Raw genomic sequence first — 26,993 nt, 5'->3', positions numbered from 1 at the left:
TGCCCCACCGCTATCGCGGCGGGATGCTTCCCGCCCGCCCACCCGTTCCTGCCCCAGCGTCCCGGCCGGGCCCCGACCTGGCGGCTCGCGGGCCACCGTCCGCTCCTGCCTCGGTGCCCGGGGTGGACCCCCGGGTCTGTCGGCTGCGGGCCGTTGCCACCCTGCCCCACCGCTATCGCGGCGGGATGCTCCCCACCCACCCGTTCCTGCCCCAACGCCCCGGCCTGGCGGCTTGCAGTCCGTCCACCTCCCGCTGGTTCCTGTCCGGTGGCCGGGGGGGGGCTCACACCCGCCAACGTCCTGGCTGATCCACGCCGTAGCGGACAAATGGGGGCGGGTGGGCGGGGGTTCAAGCCCGTCCGGCGTTTGAGGACGAGGCCGGAGGCCGATGGAGGGCGGGTGGGTGGGGGAAGACCCGGGCTGGTAGGCCGGGGCTCGGCCAGGGTGCCGGGGCAGCAACGGGTGAGCCGTGGCTGTGGGGTGGGGAGGGAGAGGGGAGACCTGAGGGTGGGAGGGGAGAGGCCCGAGGTGAGGTTCCTCGGCTGGTGGTGAGGTTCTTCTCCGCAGGGTGCCACCCAACGGCTACGGTGAGCCTCGGAACGCGGGGCGGGGAACGCGCACGTCTGCTCGGGCGGAGGAGCCGATGGGCCAGCAAAACGCGGGCGGCGGGCAGGACGAGCCGAGCGCGGGCGGCAGCCAGAGCCGACAGGGCGCGGACAGCGGACAAGGTCGGCCCGGCGCCAGCCGTAGGCCAAGCCAACCGAGTGCCAGCGGCGGGCAAGGCGCGAGCAGCGGACAAGGCCAGCCGAGAGCCAGCCGCAGGCCCAGCGTCGGCGGCGGGCGAAGTGCGGGCGGAGGCCTCGGCGTTGGTGGCGGGCAGGATCAGCCGAGCGCGGACGGCAGGCCAAGCCAGCCGAGGGCCAGCGGCGGGCAAGGCGCGGACGGCGAGCCAAGCCAGCCCAGCGCCAGCGACCGGCCCAGCGCCAGCCGTGGGCCAAGCGTTGGTGGCGGGCAAGGCGCGGGCAGCGGGCAGGACCAGCCGAGCGCGGGCGGCGGCGAAGGCCCACGTGGCGGGCAGGACCAGCCGAGCTTCAGCCACGGGCCCAGCGTCGGCGGCGGGCAAAGTGCGCGCGAAGGCAACGGCGTTGGTGGCGGGCAAGAGGCGCGCAGCGGCCCCAGCACGCGTGGCGGGCAAAGCGTCCGCAGCGGGACCGGGGTTGGTGGTGGGCACGGCGTAGGCGGAGGCCAGGCGGCTGGCGGGGGCCAAGGTTCTGGCGGGGCCCCGGGTGCTCGTGGCGGCCAAGGTGCTGCCCGGGACACGGGTGTTGGCGGGGGCCAAGGCGCTGCTGGTGGCCTGGGTGTTGGCGCAGGCCAGGGTGTTGGCGGTGGCCCGGGTGTTGGCGGGGGCAAGGGTGTTGGCGGTGGCCTGGGTGCTGGCGATCGCCCGGGTGTTGGCGGGGGCCAAGGCGCTGCTGATGGCCCGGGTGCCGACGGTGGCCAGGGTGTTGGCGGTGGCCCGGGTGTTGGCAGTGGCCTGGGTGCTGGTGGAGGCCAAGGCGCTGGCGTTGGCCCGGGTGTTGGTGGGGGCCGGGGCGCTGGTGGGGGCCCGGGCGTAGGCGGAGGCCAAGGCGCCGGTGGGGCCCAAGGTGGCGGTGGGCAGCTGACGCGGTTGCGGTTGGATGCGTTGTTGGAGGAGCTCGCGGCGCGGATCGGGGCGGTGCGGGGGACGAGGGACCGGCTGCACAGCCTCCTGGAGGCGGTGCTCTCGGTGGGGCGGGAGCTGGACCTCGCCCAGGTGCTGAGACGCATCGTGGAGGCGGCCGTCGCCCTCGTCGACGCCGAGTACGGCGCGCTCGGCGTGATCGGACAGGGCCGGATGCTGGACGAGTTCCTGCCGGTGGGCATCAGCGACCGGCTGCGCGCCGAGATCGGCGACCTGCCCTCGGGGCACGGGCTGCTCGGGGAGCTGATCCGCAACCCGGAGCCGATGCGGCTCGCGGAGCTGTCCGAGCACCCGGCCTCCTCCGGGTTCCCCGCGCACCACCCGCCGATGCACTCCTTCCTCGGCGTACCGATCCGCGTACGGGACAAGGTGTTCGGCAACCTGTACCTGACGGAGAAGCACGGCGGTGCGGAGTTCGACGCCGAGGACGAGTCCGTGCTCTCGACGCTGGCCGTCGCGGCGGGCGTGGCGGTGGAGAACGCCCGCCTGTACGAGGAGGCCCGGCTGCGCGAGCGCTGGCTCCAGGCGAGCGCGGAGGTCACCAGCGCCCTGCTGTCGGGCGCGCCCCAGGCGCAGGTCCTGGAGTTGATGGCCGAGCGGGCCAGGGAGCTGACGTCGGCGGAGCTCGGGGTGATCGAACTGGTGGAGGGAGACGGCGAGTTGCGCGTCGTCATCGCCATCGGCGAGCACGCGCAGGCCCACCAGGGCGCCACCCTGCCGCGCCGGGGCACCTTCGCGGGCGCCGCCCTGGACGCGCAGGCCCTGGTGGCGGCGACCGACGTACGCAAGGACCCGAGGGTCACGTACAAGGCGGACCGCTGGGACGGCCTGGGCGCGGTGGTGGCCGTGCCGATGAGCACGCGGGACGACGTGCGGGGCGTCCTGCTGCTGGCCCGCAGGGCCGGGCGCCCCGGCTTCTCCGAGGCGGAGACCACGCCCCTGACGGGCTTCGCCGGGCAGGCCGCGCTGGCCCTGGAACTCGCCGACCGGCGGCGCGACGCCGAGCAGATGAGCCTCCTGGAGGACCGCGACCGGATCGCCCGGGACCTGCACGACCTGGCGATCCAGCGGCTGTTCGCGACGGGCATGACGCTGCAGAGCGTGCAGCGGTTCGTCGAGCACCCCGGCGCAGCGGAACGGCTGCGCCGGGCCGTCGACGACCTGGACGCCACCATCAAGATCATCCGTTCCACCATCTTCGGCCTGCGCGACCACGAGGCGCCCGGCGGCGCGGCGGGCCTGCGCGTGCGCGTGGTGCGGGCGATCGAGGACGCGGCCGGGGCGCTCGGCTTCACGCCCGCGCTGCGGATGGAGGGCCTGATCGACACGGACGTACCGCGTGAGGTCGCCGACGACGTGGTCGCCGTGCTGAACGAGGCGCTCGCCAACGTCGCGCGGCACGCGCGGGCGCACCGCGCCGAGGTCTCCCTCACGGTGCGCGCGGGCACGCTCGAACTCGCCGTCGTCGACGACGGCGTGGGCATCGCCGAGCCCGGCGAGCCCGCGCCCGAGCCACTGGACGCCGCGCACGGCGCGGGCCTGCGCAACCTCGCGGAGCGGGCCGGGCGCCTGGGCGGGGTGCTCGCCGTGCGGGCGGGGGAGCGCAGGGGCACCCGCCTTGAGTGGCAGGTACCGCTGCGGCGCGGCTCCTAGCGCCCCCTCGGGGCTACGCGTTCCCGGGCCGGGGCCGGGGTTCGCGTGGCGGCGGGGTCACCTGGGCCGCGAGGACCGCCGCCTGGACCCGGCGCTCCACGCCCAGCTTCGCCAGCATGCGGGAGATGTGGTTCTTGACCGTCTTCTCCGAGAGGTAGAGCCGCTCGCCGATCTGGCGGTTGGTGAGGCCCTCGCCCACGAGGGCGAGGATGCCGCGCTCCCGGTCGTTGAGGGCGGCGATGCGCGCGTCCTCGGGCGGCGGTTCGTCCTCGGGGCCGCGCAGGGACCGCATCAGGCGGGCCGTCGTCGCCGGGTCGAGCAGCGACTGTCCGGACGCGACGGTCCGTACGGCCGTGACGAGGTCGGAGCCCTTGATCTGCTTCAGTACGTACCCGGCCGCGCCCGCCATGATCGCGTCGAGCAGCGCGTCCTCGTCGTCGAACGACGTGAGCATCAGACAGGCCAGCTCCGGCATCAGGGAGCGCAGTTCGCGGCAGACCGTGATGCCGTCGCCGTCCGGGAGCCGGACGTCGAGCACCGCCACGTCGGGGCGGAGCGCGGGCCCGCGCACCAGCGCCTGCGCGCCGGTCCCGGCGTCGCCGACCACCTCGATGTCGGGTTCGCCCTCCAGGAGGTCGCGCAGCCCCCTGCGGACGACCTCGTGGTCGTCCAGGAGGAAGACCCGGATGGGGGCCTTCGGCTCCGCGGGCGGTCGCTCCGCCGCGGCGGGTGTGTTCATCACTGCCCCCTGCGTTCGCCGCGTTCGCCGCGACCTCTCCGTGGTGTGGCCCTTACGAGGGTGACGGTAAGGGCTTACTCCTGCCAGGGGCCGAACGGTCCACCACCGCGGCGACAGGGGTACCGACCGGCCCCGGGCGAGGGCCGGTCGGCCCTCGCCATACCCCTACCCCGCAGGGCATCTTGGTGCCTGGGCAGCCCATGAACCAGGTCCCGGCGCCCGAGGCGGCGACGCCGTTCCGGGACCGTCACCAGGTGCGGCACGGCTGAGGACGTGGCCAGCAAGCACCGCACCCCGCCTGCGCGGCCGCAGGGGAGCGGCCGCGCAGGCGCATGGCGCGCGGCTGTGCGGCCGCGCGGGCGCCCGGCCCCCGTGCGCGCCCCCGCCGCCTGATAGCTTCCCGGAAAGGCAAAGGGAGGCACAGGGCATGTCGTCGGATCCCCTCCAGGAGCACAACTTCGTCTCCCTCATGGGCATCGTCCTCATCGCCCTGATCGCCGTCACGGCGCTCACGACGTACGCCTGGGTGTGCGTGGTCCGGCGCGCTCCCACCCTGTCGGGGGGCCTGCGCGCGGGTGCCTCCCTGTGCGCCGCCGGTGCCGCCGGGGTCTACGCCTGGGGCGCCGTCCAGCTGCTGCGCTTCGACATCACCGAGCACCAGCAGGCGTGTCAGCGGGCTGTGGGGGCGGGGCGTGCCGCTCGGCTCGACGGGTACGAGGCCACGTACTTTCCGCTGCGCTTCGGGTGCCATGTCGCCGGGGACGGCACCTTCACCGCCGGGGTGCCCGGCTGGCTGAACCCCGCCGCCCTCGGCCTCGCCCTCGCCACGGCCGCCCTCGCCACCGCCGCGGCCGCGACCTCCCCCGCCTACCGCGCCTTCCGGGCCCGCCGCGCCTTGGGCGGAGCCCACGCCTGACCCTGCCCGCTTCCTGGGGGCTCCCCCCCAGACCCCCGCTCCTCAAACGCCGGAGGGGCTATTCATAGCCCGTCCGGCGTTTGAGGACGAGGCGCGGAGCGCCGAAAAGCGGGGGCACGGGGGCGGAGCCCCCGGATCGGGGCTGGGGCAGGCCCCAGTAGAGTGCGCCTCCGTTGCCCCCGAGCCCCGAGGTACCGCGCAGTGACCCGCCCCGCCCCCGCCCCACCCGCCCCCGTCACCGTCGTGGGGCTCGGCGCCGACGGCTGGGACGGCGTCCCGGAGGCGGCCAGGGACGAACTCCGCGCGGCCGACGTGCTGATCGGCGGCCCCCGCCAGCTCGCATTGCTGCCCCCGGAGTGCCGGGGGGAGCGGATCCCCTGGCCCTCGCCGCTGCGCCCCGCGGTCCCGGCGCTGCTCGCCGCGCACGCGGGCCGCAGGATCGCCGTCCTGGCGAGCGGCGACCCGATGTTCTACGGGATCGGGCGCGCCCTCACCGAGGAGCTGGGGCCCGGCACGGCGCGCGTCCTGCCGCACCCCTCCTCCGTGTCGTACGCCTGCGCCCGGCTCGGCTGGCCCGTGGAGGACGTCGAGGTCGTCACGCTCGTGGGGCGCCCGGCGGCCCGGCTCGCCGCGGCCCTGCACGAGGGGCGCCGCCTGCTGGTCCTCAGCGCGGGCGCCGCGACCCCGGCCGAGGTCGCCGCGCTGCTGCGCGACCGCGGCTTCGGGCCCAGCCGGATGCGGGTCCTTGAGCAACTCGGCGGACCGGCCGAGCGGATGACCGACGCGGCCGCCGCCGACGCGTGGGCGCGGCCGCCCGGCGACCCCCTCAACGTCGTCGCCGTCGAGTGCCGCCGCGCCCCCGACGCCCTGCGGCTCGGCGCGGTGCCCGGCCTGCCCGACGCGGCGTACGAACACGACGGGCAGCTCACCAAGCGGCACGTGCGCGCCGCCACGCTCGGCGCGCTCGCGCCCGCCCCGGGCGAGGTCCTGTGGGACATCGGCGGCGGCTCGGGGTCGATCGCCGTCGAGTGGCTGCGCACCCATCCGTCGTGCCGGGCCGTCACCGTCGAACGCGACCCCGTGCGGGCCGAGCGCATCGGCCGCAACGCCGAGCGGCTCGGCGTGCCCGGCCTGCGGGTCGTCACCGGCGCGGCCCCCGCCGCGCTCGCCGGACTGCCCCGGCCCGACGCCGTCTTCATCGGCGGCGGGCTCACCGCCCCCGGGCTGCTCGACGCCTGCTGGCGGGCGCTGCCCGAGGGGGGCCGCCTCGTCGCCAACACCGTGACGCTGGAGTCCGAGGCGCTGCTCGCCGACGCCTACCGGCGCCACGGCGGCGACCTGGTGCGGCTCGCCGTCGCGCACGCCGTGCCCGTCGGCGGCTTCACGGGCTGGCGCCAGGCCATGCCGGTGACCCAGTGGGCCGTATCGAAGACCACAGACGCAGCAGCAGGAACAGCGGGAGCAGAGCTATGACCGTGTACTTCATCGGCGCCGGACCCGGCGCCGCCGACCTCATCACGGTGCGCGGCGCCCGGACGCTCGCCGCCTGCCGGGTCTGTCTGTACGCGGGCAGCCTGGTGCCCCGCGAACTGCTCGCCGAATGCCCGCCGGACGCCCGCCTGGTGGACACCGCGCAGCTCACCCTGGACGAGATCGTCGCCGAACTGACCCGCGCCCACGAGCAGGGCCACGACGTGGCCCGGCTGCACTCCGGCGACCCGTCGGTGTTCAGCGCGGTCGCCGAGCAGATGCGGCGGCTCGACGCGGCGGGCGTGCCCTACGAGGTCGTCCCCGGCGTGCCCGCCTTCGCCGCCGCGGCCGCCGCCCTGAAGCGGGAGCTGACCGTGCCGACCGTCGGCCAGACCGTGATCCTGACCCGGATCGCGCAGCGCGCCACGGCCATGCCCGAGGGCGAGGACCTGGCGACGCTCGGCCGCAGCGGCGCGCTCATCGTGCTGCACCTGGCCGCCGGTTACGTGGACCGCGTGGTCGACGAGCTGCTGCCGCACTATGGCGGCGACTGCCCCGCCGCGGTTGTCGCGTACGCTTCGCGTCCCGACGAACTGGTCCTGCGCGGGACCCTTGACGAGATCGCCGGGAAGGTGAAGGGCGCGGGGGTCGTGCGGACTGCTGTGATCATGGTGGGGCGGTCGCTTGGGGCCGAGCAGTTCCGTGACAGCCACCTGTACTCCGCGGAGCGTGACCGGCATACCTGCTGAGCGCCTAGCGGGGTGCCGCGTTGTGACGTCTGGCGTCTGCGGGTTCGTCGTGGCTTGTCGCGCAGTTCCCCGCGCCCCCTTAGGGGGCTTCGGTGCGGCCCCAGCCACCAGAGAGGCCCGACCTGCCTACCACCGCTCCCGCGCGGTCGATGCAGATTACGTCTACCGTCACCGGCGCGCCGCGCAGTACCGCCAGGGCCTGGTCGCGGGCCTCCGTTGCCACCAGGTCGCCTAGGGGGACGCCTGCCGCCGCGCACAGCTGGAGGGCGGCCAGGCCAGTGTTGGCCGTCGCGACCTGCTCGGCGAGCGTCGGGTCCGCGCCGCCGCGTCGGGCCAGGGTGGCGAGGAAGCCCTTGTCGACCTGGGAGCGCGCGGAGTGCAGGTCGAGGTGACCGGCGGCGAGTTTGGAGAGCTTCGCGAAGCCGCCGCAGATGGTGAGGCGGTCCACCGGGTGGCGGCGTACGTACTTCAGGACGGCGCCCGCGAAGTCGCCCATGTCGAGCAGGGCGTCCTCGGGCAGGTCGTACTCGGCGGTGACCGTACGCTCCGACGTGGACCCGGTGCACCCGGCGAGGTGCGTGCGCCCGGCCGCCCGCGCCACGTCCACGCCCCGCCGGATGGAGTCGATCCACGCCGAGCAGGAGTACGGGACGACGATGCCGGTGGTGCCGAGGATGGACAGGCCGCCGAGGATGCCGAGCCGCGGGTTCCAGGTGGACCGGGCGATCTCCTCGCCGTGGTCGACGGAGACGGTGATCTCGACGTCGCCGCTGCCGCCGTGCGCCGCCGCGACCCGCGCCACGTGGTCCCGCATCAGCTGCCGGGGCACGGGGTTCACCGCCGGTTCGCCGACGGGCAGCGGCAGGCCGGGGCGGGTGACCGTGCCCACGCCGGGGCCCGCGCGGAAGACCACCCCGGAACCGGCGGGCAGCCGCCGCACGGTGGCGCGGACGAGCGCGCCGTGCGTGACGTCCGGGTCGTCGCCCGCGTCCTTCACGACACCTGCCATCGCGCGGCCCTCCGCCAGCTCCTCGGCCGCGAGCGCGAAGGACGGCGTCTGCCCCTTGGGCAGCGTGATCGTCACCGGGTCGGGGAACGCGCCGGTAAGGAGCGCGGTGTAGGCCGCCGTCGTCGCGGCCGTCGCACAGGAACCGGTGGTCCAGCCGGGCCGCAGCCCGGTGTGCTTGAGTTGGGCGCCGCGGCCGCCCTTGGCCTCGCTGCTCATGCCTCGCTCTTCTGAAGGGAACCGGACTTCGTGCACATCCTCATCCTCGGCGGGACCACCGAGGCCCGCCGCCTCGCCGAGCACCTGGCGGACGAGGCGCCGCCGGGGCTGCGCGTGACGAACTCCCTGGCGGGGCGCGTGGCCGCGCCCCGGCTTCCGCCCGGCGAGGTGCGCGTGGGCGGCTTCGGCGGGGCCGAGGGCCTGGCCGCCTGGCTGCGCACGCACGCGGTGGACGCGCTCATCGACGCCACGCACCCCTTCGCCGGGACCATGAGTTTCCACGCGGCGCGGGCCGCCGCCGTCGCCCATGTTCCCCTGCTCGCGCTGCGCCGTCCCGGCTGGGTGCCGGTGCCGGGGGACGACTGGCGCGAGGCGGCCTCCCTGGAGGAGGCCGCGGCGCTGCTGCCCGCGCTTGGCGAGCGGGTGTTCCTGACCACGGGGCGGATGGGCCTCGCGGCGTTCGCGGCCCTCGACGAGCAGTGGTTCCTCGTCCGGTCCGTGGACGCGCCCGAGGCGCCGCACCCGCCCCGCATGGAGGTGCTCCTCGACCGCGGCCCCTTCACCCTCGACGGGGAGCGGGAGCTGCTGCGCCGCCACCGCGTCGACGTCCTCGTCACCAAGGACAGCGGGGGCGCCGCCACCGCGCCGAAGCTGACGGCCGCCCGCGAGGCCGGGATCCCCGTGGTCGTGGTCCGCAGGCCGCCGGTGCCCGAGGGGGTCCCGGAGGTGGCGGACCCCGCGGTGGCGGCCCGCTGGATCACGGACCGCCTCGGGCTCGGCTGACCGGCCCCGGGGCTACGCCTCCGGATAGCGGCGCGGCGTCCAGACGATCTCCTCGCCGTCCCCGCGCCGCACGGCCCGGGTCTGCGAGGAGCCGACGAGCAGAATGGTGCGCATGTCGACCTCGGCCGGGTCCAGGTCCGCGAGGCGCACGATCCGCACCCGCTCGCCGGAGCCGCCGACGTCCCGGGCGACCACGACCGGGGTGTCCGGCGCCCGGTGCTCCAGGAGCAGTTCGCGGGCCTTGCCCACCTGCCAGGTGCGGCTGTGCGAGCCGGGGTTGTACAGGGCGAGCACCAGGTCGGCCGAGGCGGCGGCGCGCAGCCGCTCGGCTATGACCTCCCACGGCTTGAGCCGGTCGGACAGGGACAGCGTCGCGTAGTCGTGGCCGAGCGGGGCGCCCGCGCGGGCGGCGGCCGCGTTGGCGGCGGTCACGCCGGGCAGGACCCGCACGCGCACATCGGCGTACGCGGCCTCCGACGCGGCCTCCAGGACGGCGGTGGCCATCGCGAAGACGCCCGGGTCGCCGCCGGAGACGACGGCGACGCGCCGCCCCCGCCGGGCGAGCTGGAGCGCGAACTCGGCGCGCTCGGCCTCGACCCGGTTGTCGGAGCCGTGCCGCAGCTGGCCGGGGCGCACGGGCACCCGGTCCAGATAGGTGGTGTAGCCGACCAGGTCGTCGGCGGCGGCGAGCGCGCCGCGCGACTCGGGCGTGAGCCACAGCGGTCCCGCGGGTCCGGTGCCCACGACGACGACCTCACCGCGGGCCGGATCCACCGGTTCCGCGGTGGTGGCCGGGCCCGCCCGCTCCGGCACCGGCAGCGCCGCCACCCGGCTCGGCAGGACCGCCACCGAGAAGTACGGCACCGACTCCTCGCTCACGTCGGCCAGTTCGGCGAGGCGCTCCCCGGGCATGGTGGCCCGCTCCACGTACCGGGCCCCCGCCAGGCGCTCCGCGCTCTCCAGGGCGCGCCGCACCTTGGGGAAGGTGCGGCCCAGCTTCATCACCACGGCCGCGTCGGTCGCGGCGAGCCGGGCGGTCAGCTCGTCCTCGGGCAGGGTGCCCGGCAGGATGGTCAGGACCTCCTCGCCCTCCGCGAGCGGCGTGCCGAGGCGGGCCGCGGCGGCGGACACCGACGTGACGCCGGGGATCACCTCGGTGTCGTAGCGGTCGGCGAGCCGCTTGTGCATGTGCATGTACGAGCCGTAGAAGAGCGGGTCGCCCTCGGCGAGGACCGCGACTGTGCGCCCCGCGTCGAGGTGCGCGGCGAGCCGGGCCGCGGCCTGGGCGTAGAACTCGTCCATGGCGCCCTGGTAGCCGCCCGGGTGGTCGGTGGTCTCGGTGGTGACCGGGTAGACCAGCGGCTCCTCGATGTGGTCGGCGCGCAGGTGCTTCGCCGCGATCGAGCGTGCGATGGACCGGCCGTGCCGGGCGCTGTGGTACGCCACCACGTCGGCCTCGGTGATGGCCTCGACGGCGCGCAGCGTCATCAGGGAGGGGTCGCCGGGTCCGAGCCCGACGCCGTACAGCTTGCCGTTCACTCTTCCTCGCTCGCGATCGCGTTGAGCGCGGCGGCGGCCATGGCGCTGCCCCCGCGACGGCCGCGCACCACCAGGTGCTCCAGGCCCGAAGGATGCGCGGCGAGCGCGTCCTTGGACTCGGCGGCGCCGATGAAGCCGACCGGGACGCCGATGACGGCGGCGGGGCGCGGCGCGCCCTCCTCGATCATCTCCAGGAGCCGGAACAGGGCCGTGGGCGCGTTGCCGACGGCCACCACGGAACCTTCAAGGCGGTCCCGCCACAGCTCCAGGGCGGCGGCGCTGCGCGTGGTGCCCAGCTTCGCCGCGAGCTCGGGCACGGCCGGGTCGGAGAGCGTGCACAGCACGTCGTTGTCGGCGGGCAGCCGCTTGCGCGTGACGCCGCTCGCCACCATCTGGACGTCGCAGAAGATCGGCGCCCCGGCGCGCAGCGCCTCCCGGGCGCGGGCCACCACGCCGGTGGTGTGCGCGAGGTCCCGTACGAGGTCGACCATGCCGCAGGCGTGGATCATCCGGACCGCGACCTGGCTGACGTCGGCGGGCAGGGCCGCGAGGTCGGCCTCCGCGCGGATGGTGGCGAAGGACTGGCGGTAGATGGCCGCGCCGTCCTTCTCGTAGTCGTACGTGGTCACGGTCTTGTTCTCGCTGCTCTCGGTCGTCATGCGGGGAAAAACGCCGCCAGGGCGGTGGCGAGGTGGGCGGGGTCGGCGATGGAGGCGCCGGGTGTCCGATGTCCGCCGCGCACGGCGGAGAGGTCGTAGCCGCCGCCCGGCGCGGCGACCACGTCGACGCGGTCGCCGCGCGGGTGTCCGCAGCGGCGCTCGCACCCGGACCAGTACAGCGGAAGGCCGGACCGACCGGCGGCGGCGAGGGCGCTCGCCGCGTCCGCCCGTACGTCGGCACGGGACTTGGCGCAGCCGGGGCGGCCCACGCAGGCGCCGACCCGCAGCCAGGGCGAGCCGGGCCCGGTGACGAGGCCGACGGCGGCGAGCCGGGCGAGCGCGGCGGCGGCGTCCGTGCCACTGAGGCCCAGCGCGGGTACGACGGCGCCGCGCCAAGGGGTCAGGCGCAGCTCGCCGGGTCCTGCGGCGGCGGCGACCTGCGTCAACTCCCGCCACTGGAGGCCGGACAGGCGGCCCAGGGGAATGTGCACGGACAGGGCGGAGCCGATGACTCCGGGCGGCGGGCCTCCGGCGATGCCCTCCGGCGCGGGCCCGCCGTGCCACGGCTCGTGGTCGACCGGTGCGGCCCCGCCGTGCCACGGCTCGTGGTCGGCGCCCTCGGCGGTGAGGCGGCGCCGCACCTCGTCCGCCAACGCGTCGGGCGCGAGCGGCAGTTCGGTGACGCGCCAGGCCTTGGTCCCGCTCTCCCGGACGCGGTGCAGAAACGCTTCCGCCGCCAGGAGGGCCGCACGGGGCGCGTCCGCCGAGGCCACCGAGAGGACCGGGTCCGGCGTGCCGAGACCGAGCAGGGCCCGGCCGTCCGCGGCCGCCCGTACGGTCACGTCCGCGTCGAGCCCGGCCACGTCCCCGCGCCCGTCGTCGAGCGCGAACAGGAACCGGCCCGAAAGGCCGCGCGCCGCCTCGCTCGCGCACAGCGCCGCGTCGAGGGCCGAGAGCCAGGGCCGCACGTCGCCCGCGCCCCGGCCGTCGAGGCCGGACAGCGGCGAGGCCACGACGTTGCGCACCCGCTCGTGGCCGGGCGAGGGCAGCAGGCCCGCGGCGCCGAGCAGCGCGGCGAGGGCCGCGCCGCAGCCGTCCGCGAGGCCCCGCAGCTGGACGTTGCCGCGCGAGGTCAGATGCAGGTCGCCGTCGCCCAGGTCCCGGGCGGCCGTGGCGAGCGCCTCGGCCTGGCGCACGGTCAGGACGCCGCCGGGCAGCCGGACGCGCGCCAGGGCCCCGTCGTCCGCCGCGTGCAGCCTCAGGCTTCCGGGGCAGGCGTCGCCGCGGTCCCGTGGGGCCGCTGTGGCCTGCGGGGACGGGCGGAGGGGAGCCGTGGACATGGCGGCGAGCATACCGACCATCACACCGCGCTAGCGCTTCGCTGGGGTTGCCGTGGTGGGGCGTCGGTCGTCTGCGGGTCCGCCTTGGCTGGTCGCTCCCCCAAGTTCTCGGCTTCGCTCGAACAGGGGGGACCCCCTTCGCGGCGGAGCCGCACATGGACACAGCCCCGCGCCCCTTCGGGGCGCTCCCGCGCGGGCCGCCGCGAGGGCGCGGCCAGACACGGCGAACCCGAGGCGGACGACGGCCCTGCCCGGCCTTCCCCCCGACCGCATATGCTCAGCCGTGGATCACCCGATCCACCGTCGCCATGACGGCGACAGGGGAGGAAGCCCGGTGCGATTCCGGCGCGGTCCCGCCACTGTGAGCCCGGCCCCGTGAGGGGGCGGGCGAGCCAGGAACTCCCTTCTCCGCACGCCCGGCTCCGGCCGGGCGGGAGAGACCCACTACCACCCGGGGCGCGGACACCCCGAGGAAGGCCGACGCCGCATGCAGCACACGACCGGGCCCCGCATCCTGCTTCTGTCGACGTCCGACACCGACCTCCTCAGCGCCCGCGCGGCCACGGGCCCGGTGACCTACCGGTTCGCCAACCCGGCCCGCCTCCCGCTGGACGACCTGCCCGGCCTGCTCGACGGCGCCGACCTCGTCGTCGTACGCCTCCTCGGCGGCATCCGCGCCTGGCAGGAGGGCCTGGACCTGCTGCTCGCCGACGGCCGCCCCGTCGTGGTCCTCAGCGGGGAACAGGCGCCCGACGCCCAGCTGATGGCCGCCTCCACGGTCCCCGTCGGCATCGCCGCCGAGGCGCACGCCTACCTCGCGCACGGCGGCCCCGCCAACCTGGAGCAGCTCGCCCGCTTCCTCAGCGACACCGTCCTGCTCACCGGCCACGGCTTCGAGTCGCCCGCGCCCGCGCCGACCTGGGGCCCCCTGGAGCGCCAGGCCCCGGCGGGCGAGGGCCCGACCGTCGCCGTGCTCTACTACCGCGCCCACCACATGAGCGGCAACACCGCCTTCGTGCACGCCCTGTGCGACGCCGTCGAGGCGGCGGGCGCCCGGCCGCTGCCGCTGTACGTGGCCTCGCTGCGCGCCCCCGAGCCGGAGCTGATCGACGCGCTGCGGGCCGCCGACGCCATCGTCACCACGGTCCTCGCCGCGGGCGGCACCAAGCCCGCGGAGGCCTCCGCGGGGGGCGACGACGAGTCCTGGGACGCGGGCGCGCTCACCGCGCTCGACGTGCCGATCCTCCAGGCCCTGTGCCTGACCGGCTCGCGCGCCGCCTGGGAGGAGAACGACGAGGGCGTCTCGCCGCTCGACGCCGCCAGCCAGATCGCGGTGCCGGAGTTCGACGGCCGCCTGATCACGGTGCCGTTCTCCTTCAAGGAGATCGACGCGGACGGCCTCCCGGCGTACGTCGCCGACCCCGAGCGCGCCGCCCGCGTCGCCGGGATCGCCGTGCGCCACGCGCGCCTCAAGCACATCCCGGCCGCCGACAAGCGCATCGCGCTCGTCCTGTCCGCGTACCCGACGAAGCACTCCCGGATCGGCAACGCGGTCGGCCTGGACACGCCCGCGAGCGCGGTGGAGCTGCTGCGCCGACTGCGTACGGAGGGCTACGACTTCGGCGACGCCGAGATCCCCGGCCTCGTCTCCGGTGACGGCGACGAGCTGATCCGCGCGCTCATCGAGGCGGGCGGCCACGACCAGGACTGGCTCACCGAGGAGCAGCTGGCGAGGAACCCGGTCCGCATCCCGGCCGCCGACTACCGCCGCTGGTACGCCACGCTCCCCGAGGAGCTGCGCTCGGCCGTCGAGGAGCACTGGGGCCCGGCGCCCGGCGAGATGTTCCTGGACCGCAGCCGGGTGGGCAGCGGCGGCGACCCGGACGGCGACATCGTCCTCGCCGCCCTGCGCTTCGGGAACCTGCTGATCCTCATCCAGCCGCCGCGCGGCTTCGGCGAGAACCCCATCGCGATCTACCACGACCCGGACCTGCCGCCCTCGCACCACTACCTGGCGGCGTACCGCTGGATCGCGGCGGCCGCGTCCGACGGCGGCTTCGGCGCCGACGCGATGGTCCACCTCGGCAAGCACGGCAACCTGGAGTGGCTGCCCGGCAAGAACGCGGGCCTGTCCGCCGCCTGCGCCCCCGACGCGGCCCTCGGCGACATCCCGCTCGTCTACCCGTTCCTGGTCAACGACCCGGGCGAGGGCACCCAGGCCAAGCGCCGCGTGCACGCCACCCTCATCGACCACCTCGTCCCGCCGATGGCGCGCGCCGACTCCTACGGCGACATCGCGCGCCTGGAGCAGCTCCTCGACGAGTACGCGCAGATCAGCTCGATGGACCCGGCGAAGCTCCCGGCCATCCGCGCGCAGATCTGGACCCTCATCCAGGCCGCGAAGCTCGATCACGACCTGGGTCTTGAGGACCGCCCCGACGACGACGGCTTCGACGACTTCCTGCTGCACGTCGACGGCTGGCTGTGCGAGGTCAAGGACGCCCAGATCCGCGACGGCCTGCACGTCCTCGGCGCCCCGCCCGCGGGCGACGACCGCGTCAACCTGGTCCTGGCGATCCTGCGCGCCCGCCAGATCTGGGGCGGCACCACGGCCCTGCCCGGCCTGCGCGAGGCCCTCGGCCTCGACGAGTCGGCCGCCACGCGCACCACGGCCGACGCGGCGGAGGAGCAGGCCCGGGCCCTGGTCGTGGCGATGGAGGAGGCGGCCTGGGACCCGGCGGCCGTACCGGCGGTGGCGGCGTCGGTCGCCGCCGACCGCCGTGACCAGGTGACGGCCATCCTGGAGTTCGCGGCCCGCGAGGTCGTGCCGCGCCTGTCGGCGACCACGGCCGAACTGGACCACGCCGTGCACGCCCTGAACGGCGGCTTCGTCCCCGCGGGCCCCTCGGGCTCCCCGCTGCGCGGCCTGGTCAACGTCCTGCCGACGGGCCGCAACTTCTACTCCGTCGACCCCAAGGCGGTGCCCTCGCGGCTCGCCTGGGAGACGGGCCAGGCCCTGGCCGACTCCCTCCTGGAGCGCTACCGCGCGGACAACGGCGAGTGGCCCACCTCGGTCGGCCTGTCCCTGTGGGGCACCAGCGCGATGCGCACCGCGGGCGACGACGTCGCCGAGGCCCTGGCCCTCCTCGGCGTCCGCCCGGTCTGGGACGACGCGTCCCGCCGCGTCACGGGCCTGGAGGCCATCCCCTACGAGGAGCTGAACCGCCCCCGCATCGACGTCACCCTGCGCATCTCCGGCTTCTTCCGCGACGCCTTCCCGCACACGATCGGCCTCCTGGACGACGCGGTGCGCCTGGCCGCGTCGCTGGAGGAGCCCGCCGAGGTCAACCACGTGCGGGCCCACGTCCAGGCCGACCTCGCCGAGCACGGCGACGAGCGCCGGGCCACCACCCGCATCTTCGGCTCCCGGCCCGGCACGTACGGCGCGGGCCTGCTCCAGCTCATCGACTCGCGCGACTGGCGCACCGACGCGGACCTCGCCGAGGTGTACACGGTCTGGGGCGGCTACGCCTACGGCCGAGGCCTGGAGGGCCGCTCGGCCCGCACCGAGATGGAGACGGCGTACAAGCGCATCGCGGTCGCGGCCAAGAACACCGACACCCGCGAGCACGACATCGCCGACTCCGACGACTACTTCCAGTACCACGGCGGCATGGTCGCCACGGTGAAGGCCCTGCGCGGCGGCAAGGCGCCCGAGGCGTACATCGGCGACTCCACCCGGCCCGAGACGATCCGCACCCGCACCCTGGTCGAGGAGACCTCCCGCGTCTTCCGCGCCCGCGTGGTCAACCCCAAGTGGATCGAGGCGATGCGCCGCCACGGCTACAAGGGCGCCTTCGAACTCGCCGCCACCGTCGACTACCTCTTCGGCTACGACGCCACCACCGGCGTGGTCGCCGACTGGATGTACGACAAGCTCACCGAGGCCTACGTCCTCGACCCCACCAACCGCGACTTCCTCAAGGAAGCCAACCCCTGGGCCCTCCACGGCATAGCCGAACGCCTCCTGGAGGCCGAATCCCGAGGCATGTGGTCCAAGCCGGACCCCGCCACCCTGGAGGCCCTCCGCCAGATCTACCTGGAGACCGAGGGCAACTTGGAGGACGACGAGGCCTGACCCGGGCTACGGGCGGGCCGGGGCCGCCCCGGTCCAGCCCGCCTCCCGCGCCGCCGCCACCGCGCCCTCCTCCGTCGCCTCGGCCCGCGCCGTCAGGGCTTCGGCGCGGCCCGGGCTCCGGCCCCCGGCCGCTTCGGCGGAGGCTTTGGAGGCGGTGAGGGCGGTTCGCAGGGCGGTGTCCGCGAGGGGGCCGGGGGCGGTGGCGTGGGCCGCCTGTGCGGCGGTCGCCGCCGCGGCCGCGGCGTTGCGGGCGCAGCGGGCGTCGGCCGCGGGGTCGGGGGCCCGGCCCTCCCGTTCGGCGATCGACCGCGCGGCCAGGCGCACCGCGTTCGCGGCCCGCGCGGCCGGGCCCGTCGGCACGACCTCCGCCTGGCCCGGCTCGATGCCCGCGGCACGGCAGGCGGCGACGGCCCGCCCGTACGCACTCCTCGCGCGGGCCAGGTGCCGTTCCTGGAGGGCCTGTTCACCGGTGGCGGGCTCCGGCTGGTCACTGCGGACGGGTGTGTTCATGGCCACCTCCTGGCGGGGCGGTGCGGGGCGGGCAGCGCCCCGAAGGGGCGCGGGGCTGTGTCGATATGCGGCACCGCCGCGTGGGCGCGACCAGCCACGACGGTCCCGCAGACGACCGACGGCCCATCACGGCAATCCCAGCGAAGCGCTCGGCGCTGACGGAGCGTCAGTTGAGCGGAAGCCGCCGCAACTTGCAAGGCCCCGCGCCCGCTTGCCGTGCGCCCGCGCATCCCCCTAGTCTCGATCTGATGGGTCGTCAGATATGCTACCGGGCGCGGCCCGGTAGAACCGGCGGGCAGGGAGCTGCGGCATGAGCGGCAACGTGAGCGGCAACAACGGCACCGGCGTGGGCGATGACCTGGGCGGCCAGGAGCCCGGGGCGCGGGACATCCCCCGGGTCATCAGCGTGGACGACCACGTGATCGAGCCCGCGCACCTCTTCGAGACCTGGCTTCCGGCCAAGTACCGCGACAAGGGCCCCCAGCCCTTCACCGCCGGGATCGGAGAGCTGGCGTACGTGGGCGGGAAGTACCGCTTCACCACCGATCCGGACGGCCAGATCACCGACTGGTGGCGGTACGAGGGCGAGATCTTCCCGTACAAGCGGATCATCGCCGCCGTGGGCTTCTCCCGGGACGAGATGACGCTCGACGGCATCACGCGCGAGCAGATGCGGCGCGGCTGCTGGGACCCCAAGGCGCGCCTGGAGGACATGGACCTCAACCACGTCGAGGCCTCGCTGTGCTTCCCCACCTTCCCGCGGTTCTGCGGGCAGACGTTCGCGGAGGCGCGGGACAAGGAGGTGGCCCTGGCCTGCGTCCGCGCGTACAACGACTGGATGGTGGAGGAGTGGTGCGGGGACAGCGGCGGACGCCTCATCCCGCTGTGCCTCATCCCGCTGTGGGACGTGGGACTCGCCGTCGCGGAGATCCGGCGGAACGCCGCGCGCGGGGTGCGGGCGGTGACGTTCTCCGAGATCCCGACCCATCTGGGCCTGCCGTCGATCCACTCCGGGTACTGGGACCCGTTCTTCGCCGCCTGCGAGGAGACGGGCACGGTGGTGAACATGCACATCGGGAGCAGCTCCCAGATGCCCGCCGCCTCACCGGACGCGCCGCCCGCCGTCCAGGCCGCGCTGTCCTTCAACAACGCGATGGCCTCGATGATGGACTTCCTGTTCTCGGGCGTCCTGGTGAAGTTCCCGCGGCTCAAACTCGCCTACAGCGAGGGGCAGATGGGCTGGATCCCGTACGCCCTGGAGCGCGCGGACGACGTGTGGGAGGAGCACCGCGCCTGGGGCGGGGTGCGCGACCTGGTCCCCGAACCCCCGTCGTCGTACTACTACCGGCAGGTCTTCTGCTGCTTCTTCCGCGACCGGCACGGCATCGAGGCCATCGAGACCGTCGGCGTGGACAACGCGACCTTCGAGACCGACTACCCGCACGTCGACTCGACGTGGCCGCACACGAGACGCGTGGCGGCCGAGCACGTCGGCGGCCTGTCCGCGGACGTGGCCTACAAGCTGCTGCGCGGAAACGCGATTCGTATGCTGGACCTGCCGTTCGATCAGGATCGGACGGCCGCGGCCACCGCCTGACCCCGCCCCCGGGAGCGGCCCGCCGCGGTCCGCGTGGCCCCCGTGGGAAAGGCGAGTGCGATGAGCAGCGGCAGCACGGTGTCAGAGGTCCTGGCCACGCTCGGCCGGCGGTACGTGCGCGACGCTCCGGGCACCCTCGGCAAGGCCGCGCTCGCGACCCGGTATCTGAACCCCTGGCTGCGGGAGCACCCCCGCGAGCGGGTCGTCGAGTCGGTCTTCGGCGCCCGCTTCGCGGTCGACACGCGGGACCTCATCCAGCGCTACCTCTATCTGTTCGGCGTCTGGGAGCCGCACATGTCGCGCTGGCTGCGGGGCCGCCTGCGCCCCGGCGACGTCTTCGTGGACGTCGGCGCGAACATCGGCTACTTGAGCGTCCTGGGGGCCCGCCTCGTCGGCGAAGGGGGGCGCGTGGTGGCCGTCGAGGCCTCGCCCGAGTTCCACCGGCGGGTGCTGCTGCACCGGGAGTTGAACGGCTGCGCCAACATCCGGGCGGTCAACGCGGCCGTCTCGGACCGCAGGCACAAGCTCACCTTCGTCCTCGCCAGCACCCACAACATGGGGGCGAACAGCGTCGTTCCGTGGGACGGGCCCGTCGCGTCCCGCTTCGAGACGGAGGCCGTCCCGCTGCCCGAGCTCCTGGAGCCGGACGAGATCGCGCGGGCCCGGGTCATCAAGGTGGACGTCGAGGGCGCCGAGGGCGGCGTCGTCCGGGGCCTCGCCCCGGTCCTCGACCGGCTCCGGCCGGACGTGGAGATCGCCGTGGAGGTCACCCCGGAGCGGATGGCGCAGCTCGGCGACGACGTGGACGAGCTCCTGGAGACCATGCGCGCCCACGGGTTCCACACGTACCGCCTGCTCAACGACTACGCGCCGGGCAGCTATCCGGCAGCCGTACGGTACGCGGGCGACGGGCCGCTCCGGTGGCGCGGGCCGGTCCGCGAGGAGACTGACCTGATCTTCTCGCGCGTGGACGCGGAGGCCCTGGGGTGAGGCTGGGCCGCGCGGGCCCGCGCTACGCGGGCGCGGTGCTCCGCCGCAGCCGCCGCACCTGCGTCGTGTAGAGCGCGGCCGACCACCAGTAGAGGGCCGCGCCCCACAGGGCGAGCGCCCAGCCGCAGACGCGGGCCGCCTCGGCGACCGTGCCGTCCCCGCTGGCCAGGAGGAGCAGGGGGAAGGCGTACATGAGGTTGAAGGTGGCCGCCTTCCCCATGAAGTTCACCTGGAGCGGGCCATATCCTCTGCGGCGCAGGGCGGCGACGTTGAACGTCATGAAGACGTCGCGCGCGAGGAGCAGGACGAGGAACCACCAGGGAATGATGTCCCGCAGCAGAAGAGCGAGCAGCGTGGACGCCGTGTACAGCCGGTCCGCCGCGGGGTCGAGGACCTGGCCGAGGCGGGTGATCTGGTTCCATCGGCGGGCCAGTTTGCCGTCGAGGTAATCCGTCGCGCCGCTCAGCGCGAGGAGGGCGATGGCCCACCCGTCGCGATTCGGATTTCCGAAGTAGGGCTGAAGGACGAGCCAGAGGAATACGGGAACCCCGGCGACCCGCAGTGCGCTCAGCGCGTTGGGGATCGTGAGTACCCGGTCGAATCCTGCACGCGCCACCGAGGTGCCTCCGAAATCCCTGGCCCGGATCGTTTTGTCCTGATCCTGTTCACCGGCCGATCGGGGATCCTACCAGGGCGGCGTGGTCAGGATCCTGGCCCTGGAGCAGGAAAAAGCCGTGGTCAGAGGCCGTGGCAATGAGGTGATCGGCATCGGAAGCAAGAGCTCCGATAGCACCGCGCCCGCGAACTCCGAAGGGGCCGCGCCCGCGAACTTCGAAGGGGCCGCGCCCGCGAACTCCGAGGGCACCGCGCCCGCGAACTCCCAAGGCGCCGCCTCGGCAATTCCGGCGGGGGCTCCCGGTATCGGTAGGGGGAAAGCCGGTCCCCGAGGGGTCAGGCCGCTTCGGGCGCGTACCGCCACTGGAAGTGCGAGAGCGCTCTGGCCCGCGACTCCACGACCGCCATGCGCGCGGCGTGCTCCGCCGTCTCGGTGTGCGCGGCCTGGCCCGTGACCTGCCCCTCCCACTTGCGGTAGAGCAGCCCGACCTCGGCGGAGAACCAGCCGCGGGCCACCGAGCCCAGGGCAAGGAGCAGGCCGGTGTCCTCCGAGGCGGGCAGCGCCATCCAGCCGCCCAGGGCGACGAGCAGATCGCGGCGCACGCACAGCGAGGCGGGGTGGACCGGGGCGCGGAAGCCGTTCGCCTTCCAGCGGTCGAGGACGGCCGCGCGCTCGATCGGGCCGTGGTCGGGGTCGCCGGGGAAGCCCGCCGTGGACCCGTCCGGAAGCAGATCGAGGACGCGCGAGGTCGCCCAGCCGAGCGTGCCGTCCGCCTCCAGGGCCGCCAGGTCGCGGGCGAGCGCGCCGGGTTGGAGCTGGTCGTCGGCGTCGAGGACCTTCACGTACGGCCCTTCGGCGTGGGCGAGGGCCAGGGTGCGGGCGACTCCGGGGCCGCCGGGGCGCCCCTGCCGGAAGGTCACCCGCTCGTCGTCGGGCACGTGGGGGGCGACCTGGTCGCTCTTGCCGTCCTCCTGGATCAGCCAGTGCCACTCCCAGCCGTCGGGCAGCTCCTGCGCGCGGATCGACGCGTACGCGTCCGGCAGGAAGCGGGCGGACGGTGCGTGGACAGCGGTGATGATGGTGACGCGCTGGCGCATGACCCTCACCCTACGACTCCGCGAGAGGCGTCGACGAGGGGGTGGGCGCCCATGCGGAAATCCGCGGCCGGTGAATTCGGCGACGACTTGGGCAACTTGGCGGCAACGCGGCGCGCCGGTTCGGAAAAGGGCGCCGGACTCGCTATCGCTGTCGATGCCGGATCGCTTCGGGCCGACCGTTGTTGAGGGTGCAACGGCTCTGGACGGCCGTTGCACGAGTTCGCGCGGCAGCCCTGCATGTAACGGGAAAGTATCTTTTGCCCGCGCCGGGGGCGACAGCTGTGGCCAGTGAAAAACGCTGAGTAATTAGGGGTCTTGTAGGGGGCGCGGGGCGGTGCCCGCGAGGGTGCCCGGATATGGAAGAACCCGATCGCTGGCGACGGGGGATGCACCAGCGATCGGGTTGTCCCCAACCTTAACAAGGTCGCTTGCGTATGGGGAGTGAACTTCCCCGCAAAGATGCCGAGTTGTGATCGGGATCACGGCAGCGATCCGCAACGGACAAGGAACACGGCGTTACTTCGCGCACGGCGGCTCATACGAGAGCCGGGGCAGATACTCGCGCCAATTCTCCGGCGTCAGGACCCCGCGCGTCGTCGAGCAGATACGGCGAATTGCCGTGTCGGCGTCCAGATTCCACAGCCGGACGGTATCGGGGCCGCTCGAAACTCCGAGCATGCGCCCTTGCGGGCTGAACGACAGGAAACTGCCCGTCTTGGCGTTGGGGCTCATCGACTGCCCGATGGGGGCGGCCTCGGACGGATGGGTGAGGTCCCAGAGCCGGACCGTGTTGTCGTTGCCGCCGCTCGCCAGGGTGCGGCCGTCCCGGCTGAACGTCAGGGACACGAGCGCGTCGGTGTGCCCGGTCAGCGGGGAGCCGCGGGGGGCCGCCCTGCGGGGATCCGTGACGTCCCAGAGCCGGACCGTGCCGTCGTCGCTGCCGCTGGCGAGGGTCCGGCCGTCGGGGCTGTGGGCCAGGGTGTTGATGGGGCCCAGGTGACCCGTGAGGGGCTTGCCGAGCGGTGTGGCGTGACGGCGGTCGGCCACGTTCCACAGCCGGATGGTGCCGTCCGAGCTGGCGCTGGCGAGGGTGCGCCCGTCCTTGCCGAAGGCGAGGTCGTTGACGTAGCCCTTGTGTCCGGTGAGCGGGACGCCGAGCCGCCGGGGGCGCCGCGGCTCCGCGACGTCCCACAGCTGGATGGTGCGGTCCTCGTAGGCGGTGGCGAGGGTGCGCCCGTCCCGGCTGAAGGCCAGCGCGGCCGCGAACCGCGTCCGCAGCTCCACCGGTTTCCCGTACGACACGGGGTGAGCGGGGTCGGAGACGTCCCACAGCTGGACGGCGCGGCTTCCCGTGAGCACCGCCAGGGTGCGGCCGTCGGGGGAGAACGCGGGTGCGCGCACGGCGCCCTCGCCGGGCTCGAAGGGCTTGCCGAGGGCCACGGGGCGGGTGGGCCGCTCCACGTTCCACATCCGGATCTTCTCGTCACGGGCGACCGTGGCGAGCACCTTCCCGTCGGGGCGGAACACCCCGATGCGGCCGATCATGTCCGAGGTCGGGATCGACCACAGCCGGACCTTGTTGTCGCCGCTCCCGGTGGCCAGGGTGCGGCCGTCCGGGCTGAAGCCGAGCGCGTACATCTCCCCGCTGCTGCCCGCGAGCGGCTCGCCGACCTGCGAAGGGTGTGCCGCGTCACGGACGTTCCACAGGCTCGCCGTGCTGTCCGCGCTGGCGGCGGCGAGCATCGTCCCGTCGCGGTTGAAGGCCACGGACCACACGGGGCCCGTGTGGCCGGTGAGCGGCGGCCCGAGCGCGCGCGCCTTCCGTGGCTCCGCGACGTCCCAGAGCCGGACCGTGTTGTCCGAGCTGCCGCTGGCCAGCGCCTTGCCGTCGGGGCTGAAGGCCACGGAGTGCACCGTGTCCTTGTGGGCGCGCAGCACCTTGCCGATCGGCTTCGGGCGGCTCGGGTCGGCCGTCGACCACAGCCGGATGGCGCCGTTGTCGCCGCCGGCCGCGAGGGTCCGCCCGTCGGGGCCGAACGCCACGGAGCGCACCGGCGCGGTGTGCCCGGTCAGCGTGGCGAGCGCCTTCGGGCGCCGCGGGTCCCGCACGTTCCACAGCCGTACGGTGCGGTCCTCGCCCGCGGAGGCCAGCGTGCGCCCGTCCGGGCTGAAGGCCACCAGATAGATCGTGCCGCGGTGGCCGGTCAGGGGCGTGCCGAGCACGCGCGGGCGCCGGGGGTCCGTGATGTCCCACAGCCGGATCGTGCCGTCGTCCGCGGCGCTGGCGAGGGTCTTGCCGTCCGGGCTGAAGACGGCGCTGCTCACCCAACTCGTGTGCCCGGTCAGGGGCTTGCCGAGCGGCTTCGGCCGGGAGCGGTCGGACACGTCCCACAGCCGGACCGTACGGTCGTAGCTCGCGGTGGCCAGGAGCCGCCCGCCGGGGTGGAACGAGGTGAGGTAGACGGCGCCGGTGTGGCCCGTGAGCGGGGTGGCCAGGGGCGCGTTGACGATCGAGATCAGCCGGTTCATCGTGCCCTGGTCGGCGGGCCGCAAGCGGTGGGCCACCAGGTCGAGTTGGGCGGACAGCGAGGGGTCGGTGCTCTGCGCGCGGTCGGCCGCCGCGGTCACCTGGGCGAATATCGCGTCGTTCCGCTCGGACACCGCGTCGTCCCGCTGCTGCCAGGCGACCACCGCGGAGACGGCCGCGAGCATCGCGAGGACGAGCAGCGTCGACACCGCGCCGCGTCTGAGCCGGACCGTGCGCTTGCGCAGCCCCGTGGACGCGGCCAGGAAGTCCACCGCGCTCCGCGTCAGGAAGGTGTCCTCGGCGGACTCCGCCCAGGCGCACGCCTGCTCAAGGCGGGAGCCGCGGTAGAGCAGCGACGCGTCGCGGTCGGACTCCTCCCAGGTCCTGCTGTCCTCCTCGAGCCGCTGCCGCAGCAGATGGTCGTTGCGGTCCTCGTCGATCCAGTCGCGCAGCCGCGGCCAGGCGTGCAGCAGCGCCTCATGGGTGATCTCCACGGTCTCCGCGTCGAGCGTCACCAGACGGGCGCGGGCCAGCGCCTCGAGCGACTCCTCCGTCTTGTCGGGGTTGGTCGACTCCTCCGAGAGCTGGCGCCGCGTGCCCCGTCTGCGGGTGGCCTGGGTGTCCTCGCCGAGCCGTACGAGCCGCAGCAGGAGCAGCCGCGCGGCCGTGCGCGCCGCCGTGTCGAGGTCGGACCAGGCGCGCTCGGCGGTCGCCGCGACCGCGCCCTGGATCCCTCCGGCCGCGCGGTACCCGGCCAGCGTGAGGCGGCCCGCCTTCCGCCGCTGCCAGGTGGCGAGCAGGGCATGGGAGAGCAGGGGGAGCACGCCCGTGTCATGGGCTCCGCGCGGCCCGTCCGTACTCACTTCGCGGACGATGAGCTCGGCGAGCCCCGGTTCGAGTTCGAGGCCCACGGCCTTGGCCGGGCCGGTCACCGCGTTGCGCAGCTCGGCGGTGGTCAGCGGCCCGAGCACCATGTGCCGGTGCTGGAGGGCGTCGGCCAGCTCGGGGTGGGCGAGGCACTCCTCGTAGAAGTCGGCGCGGACACCGAGGACGACGAGCGCGGGCGCGGGCTCGGCCTCACGCCCGGCCTCACCAGCCCCGGCCGCCGCCGCTGCCTCCGTCGCCCCGGTCGCCCCCGTCGCCCCTGTCACCCCGGTCTCGCCGGGCGAGCACGCGGCGTGCAGCACCTGGACGAAGGTGCGCCGGGCCGTCTCGTCGGCGCAGAGGGTGAACGCCTCCTCGAACTGGTCGACGATGACGACCGGCCGGGCGTCGGAGACCGTCCCGCGCCGTGCCCACGTCGTGACGCACTCCCTGACCACGTCCGCGAACTCGGGCGTACCGGGCGCGCCCGGGCTCTCCTCGCCCGCCCGGGCCGCCTGCTCCTCCGCGGCGGCGACCGCGGGCGCCAGCTCGGGTATGAGCGCGGTCAGCTCGCCGAGGGGGTCGGGGCCCGGCACGAGGTGCAGCACCTGGGCCGCCCGCCCGTCGTCGTCGCCGAGCGCGCCGCCGCGCAGGGCGGGCACGAGCCCGGCGTTCAGGAGCGACGACTTGCCCGCGCCCGAGGCGCCCACGAGCATCACCAGGCCGCCGCTCTTCTCCGCCGCGCGGAGCTGGGCGAGCAGCGCGTCCGTGCTCCGCTCCCGGCCGAAGAACCACTGCGCGTCCTGCTGACGGTACGAAGCGAGCCCGCGGTACGGGCACACGCTGGGGACCGGGGCTTCGACGAGGGGGCGCTCCTCATCGCCCGCGGCCGGGGCGGCGTCGCCGACCGGGTCGGCCACCGCGCGCTCCCACAGACGCTGCCACTGCGCGAGGTCGTACAGGCCCGGAGAGACCGGCGTCGTGCGGACGCGGCGGGCCTCGGGGACGAGGACGTGCAGGACCGCCGCGAGGGCGGTGAACTGGGCGGGCACGTTCTTGGCCCGCCGCCAGTCGCTGATCCGCTGCGCGGACACGCGCACGGGACGGCCTCGCTCATCGACCCGTTGCAGTCGGGCAACCGCCTCGGCAACGCGTTTCAGGGGCGGGTTTCCGGCCTCCTGGTACAGCAGCGCGAGACGTTCCGCGAAGGCTGTGCGTGCCCCTGAGTCGGAGCTCAAGGCCTCCACCCCTTTACTTCCGCCGCACCTGGACTTCCGGACCGGAAAACTCACTCTATACGGCTGACCTGCGGCTGAGCGGTCCGGACGGATCCGGATCCTCCTCAGCGAGCGCCGCAGTTGGCAGGATCGCGGCAGGGGCGAAGCAACCACGCGGCGTCAGGGCAGGCCACCGGCCCTGCGCCTGGAGAGGCAACTGATGGCGCTGCGACTTCATGGCTGGTTTTTGCTGGAGTTACGGAGCGGTGGCGAAGGTCTCGCCATCCCCCGTCGGACGACGTGTGCGCCCGGTCACACCCGGGCCGCTCCGACGTCGGCCGCGGGCCTCGGCTCTCTCCGATCCGCGCCACCGCGGCGCGGGGCGACGTCGCCCGTGTCGTTTGGTACCGGTCCCCACGAGGGGAGGGACCGGTACCGAAACGACCCCCCACCCACAGGGCCCTCCCGCCCCCTCCCGCGCCCCCACCCCACCGCGCTCAACGACTCGGGCTGGGGCCCTTGCCGCCCCCGCCCAAAGCGCCACCGCCCACCAGGGGCGTGACGCCCCGGCCCCCGAGAGCCCACCAGCGGCTACGCCCCAGCGGACATACGCCCACGCAAAACAGATCAGGCCCGCTCTC

At 74.8% G+C, this 26,993-nt stretch carries 18 protein-coding genes and 1 riboswitch; of the genes, 9 read left to right on the top strand and 9 right to left on the bottom strand.

The genetic code is table 11. The features are described 5' to 3' along the window. Positions 1-1,292 precede the first annotated feature (1,292 nt). A complete protein-coding gene (locus ACIG3E_RS04500) occupies positions 1,293-1,616 on the top strand; it encodes a hypothetical protein (RefSeq protein ID WP_399611137.1) in 324 nt (107 codons plus the stop codon). Positions 1,617-1,687: 71 nt separating this feature from the next. Beyond that, positions 1,688-3,376, top strand: coding sequence for a GAF domain-containing protein (locus ACIG3E_RS04495; RefSeq protein WP_399611134.1), 1,689 nt, complete (start codon positions 1,688-1,690; stop codon positions 3,374-3,376). A 13-nt stretch (positions 3,377-3,389) separates the two neighbouring features. On the opposite strand, the gene ACIG3E_RS04490 is transcribed toward ACIG3E_RS04495, so the two are convergent. After that, complete coding sequence (locus ACIG3E_RS04490; protein WP_399611131.1) at positions 3,390-4,115, bottom strand: response regulator; 726 nt, start codon at positions 4,113-4,115, stop codon at positions 3,390-3,392. Between the two features lie 427 nt (positions 4,116-4,542). On the opposite strand from ACIG3E_RS04490, the gene ACIG3E_RS04485 reads away from it, so the two are divergent. From ACIG3E_RS04485 to cobM, 3 genes are all read left to right on the top strand, one after another. Continuing rightward, entirely contained in the window at positions 4,543-5,031 is a 489-nt protein-coding gene (locus tag ACIG3E_RS04485; RefSeq protein ID WP_399611128.1) for a hypothetical protein, read from the top strand. Between the two features lie 201 nt (positions 5,032-5,232). Then, positions 5,233-6,504 carry a precorrin-6y C5,15-methyltransferase (decarboxylating) subunit CbiE gene (gene cbiE / locus ACIG3E_RS04480; RefSeq protein WP_399611125.1) on the top strand — a complete coding sequence of 424 codons (1,272 nt, stop codon included), beginning with the start codon at positions 5,233-5,235 and terminating at the stop codon, positions 6,502-6,504. Next, entirely contained in the window at positions 6,501-7,250 is a 750-nt protein-coding gene (gene cobM, locus ACIG3E_RS04475; protein WP_399611121.1) for a precorrin-4 C(11)-methyltransferase, read from the top strand. Before cbiE ends, cobM begins: the two co-directional genes overlap by 4 nt. Before the next feature lie 79 nt (positions 7,251-7,329). Here the strand turns inward: cobM and ACIG3E_RS04470 are convergent, their stop codons facing one another. Then, on the bottom strand, positions 7,330-8,475 hold the full coding sequence (locus tag ACIG3E_RS04470) for a cobalt-precorrin-5B (C(1))-methyltransferase (protein ID WP_399611118.1): 1,146 nt from the start codon (positions 8,473-8,475) through the stop codon (positions 7,330-7,332). 30 nt (positions 8,476-8,505) lie between these two features. On the opposite strand from ACIG3E_RS04470, the gene ACIG3E_RS04465 reads away from it, so the two are divergent. Further along, complete coding sequence (locus ACIG3E_RS04465; protein ID WP_399611116.1) at positions 8,506-9,258, top strand: cobalt-precorrin-6A reductase; 753 nt, start codon at positions 8,506-8,508, stop codon at positions 9,256-9,258. A gap of 12 nt (positions 9,259-9,270) precedes the next feature. On the opposite strand, the gene ACIG3E_RS04460 is transcribed toward ACIG3E_RS04465, so the two are convergent. Genes ACIG3E_RS04460 through cobG form a run of 3 tightly spaced genes read right to left on the bottom strand, consistent with a single transcriptional unit; the run spans position 9,271 to position 12,808 of the window. Then, complete coding sequence (locus ACIG3E_RS04460) at positions 9,271-10,797, bottom strand: precorrin-2 C(20)-methyltransferase (protein ID WP_399611113.1); 1,527 nt, start codon at positions 10,795-10,797, stop codon at positions 9,271-9,273. Then, complete coding sequence (locus tag ACIG3E_RS04455; RefSeq protein WP_138960998.1) at positions 10,794-11,456, bottom strand: precorrin-8X methylmutase; 663 nt, start codon at positions 11,454-11,456, stop codon at positions 10,794-10,796. Before ACIG3E_RS04455 ends, ACIG3E_RS04460 begins: the two co-directional genes overlap by 4 nt. Next, entirely contained in the window at positions 11,453-12,808 is a 1,356-nt protein-coding gene (cobG, locus tag ACIG3E_RS04450) for a precorrin-3B synthase (protein ID WP_399612162.1), read from the bottom strand. The genes ACIG3E_RS04455 and cobG overlap by 4 nt, the downstream gene beginning before the upstream one ends. A gap of 311 nt (positions 12,809-13,119) precedes the next feature. After that, positions 13,120-13,198, top strand: a riboswitch (cobalamin riboswitch). An 85-nt stretch (positions 13,199-13,283) separates the two neighbouring features. Here cobG and cobN point away from each other — a divergent pair. After that, positions 13,284-16,934 carry a cobaltochelatase subunit CobN gene (gene cobN, locus ACIG3E_RS04445; protein ID WP_399611110.1) on the top strand — a complete coding sequence of 1,217 codons (3,651 nt, stop codon included), beginning with the start codon at positions 13,284-13,286 and terminating at the stop codon, positions 16,932-16,934. A 6-nt stretch (positions 16,935-16,940) separates the two neighbouring features. On the opposite strand, the gene ACIG3E_RS04440 is transcribed toward cobN, so the two are convergent. Further along, on the bottom strand, positions 16,941-17,444 hold the full coding sequence (locus tag ACIG3E_RS04440) for a hypothetical protein (protein WP_399611107.1): 504 nt from the start codon (positions 17,442-17,444) through the stop codon (positions 16,941-16,943). 310 nt (positions 17,445-17,754) lie between these two features. Here ACIG3E_RS04440 and ACIG3E_RS04435 point away from each other — a divergent pair, with 310 nt between their 5' ends. Continuing rightward, positions 17,755-19,041 carry an amidohydrolase family protein gene (locus ACIG3E_RS04435; RefSeq protein ID WP_399611104.1) on the top strand — a complete coding sequence of 429 codons (1,287 nt, stop codon included), beginning with the start codon at positions 17,755-17,757 and terminating at the stop codon, positions 19,039-19,041. Positions 19,042-19,101: 60 nt separating this feature from the next. After that, complete coding sequence (locus tag ACIG3E_RS04430) at positions 19,102-20,031, top strand: FkbM family methyltransferase (protein ID WP_399611101.1); 930 nt, start codon at positions 19,102-19,104, stop codon at positions 20,029-20,031. 22 nt (positions 20,032-20,053) lie between these two features. Here ACIG3E_RS04430 and ACIG3E_RS04425 read toward each other — a convergent pair whose 3' ends face one another. The 3 genes from ACIG3E_RS04425 to ACIG3E_RS04415 form a co-directional block, all read right to left on the bottom strand. Beyond that, the gene (locus tag ACIG3E_RS04425; protein WP_399611098.1) at positions 20,054-20,647 is read right to left on the bottom strand and encodes a CDP-alcohol phosphatidyltransferase family protein; all 594 of its coding nucleotides are present in this window, start codon (positions 20,645-20,647) and stop codon (positions 20,054-20,056) included. Between the two features lie 335 nt (positions 20,648-20,982). After that, the gene (locus tag ACIG3E_RS04420) at positions 20,983-21,744 is read right to left on the bottom strand and encodes a glycosyltransferase family 2 protein (RefSeq protein WP_399611095.1); all 762 of its coding nucleotides are present in this window, start codon (positions 21,742-21,744) and stop codon (positions 20,983-20,985) included. A gap of 516 nt (positions 21,745-22,260) precedes the next feature. Continuing rightward, the gene (locus ACIG3E_RS04415) at positions 22,261-26,382 is read right to left on the bottom strand and encodes an AAA family ATPase (RefSeq protein WP_399611092.1); all 4,122 of its coding nucleotides are present in this window, start codon (positions 26,380-26,382) and stop codon (positions 22,261-22,263) included. Between the last annotated feature and the right edge of the window lie 611 nt (positions 26,383-26,993).

Source organism: Streptomyces sp. NPDC053474 (genome assembly GCF_044544845.1).
Classification (GTDB): Bacteria; Actinomycetota; Actinomycetes; order Streptomycetales; family Streptomycetaceae; genus Streptomyces.
The sequence above is the reverse complement of the archived record's forward strand: the minus strand, read 5'-3'. Positions and strand labels throughout refer to the sequence as shown.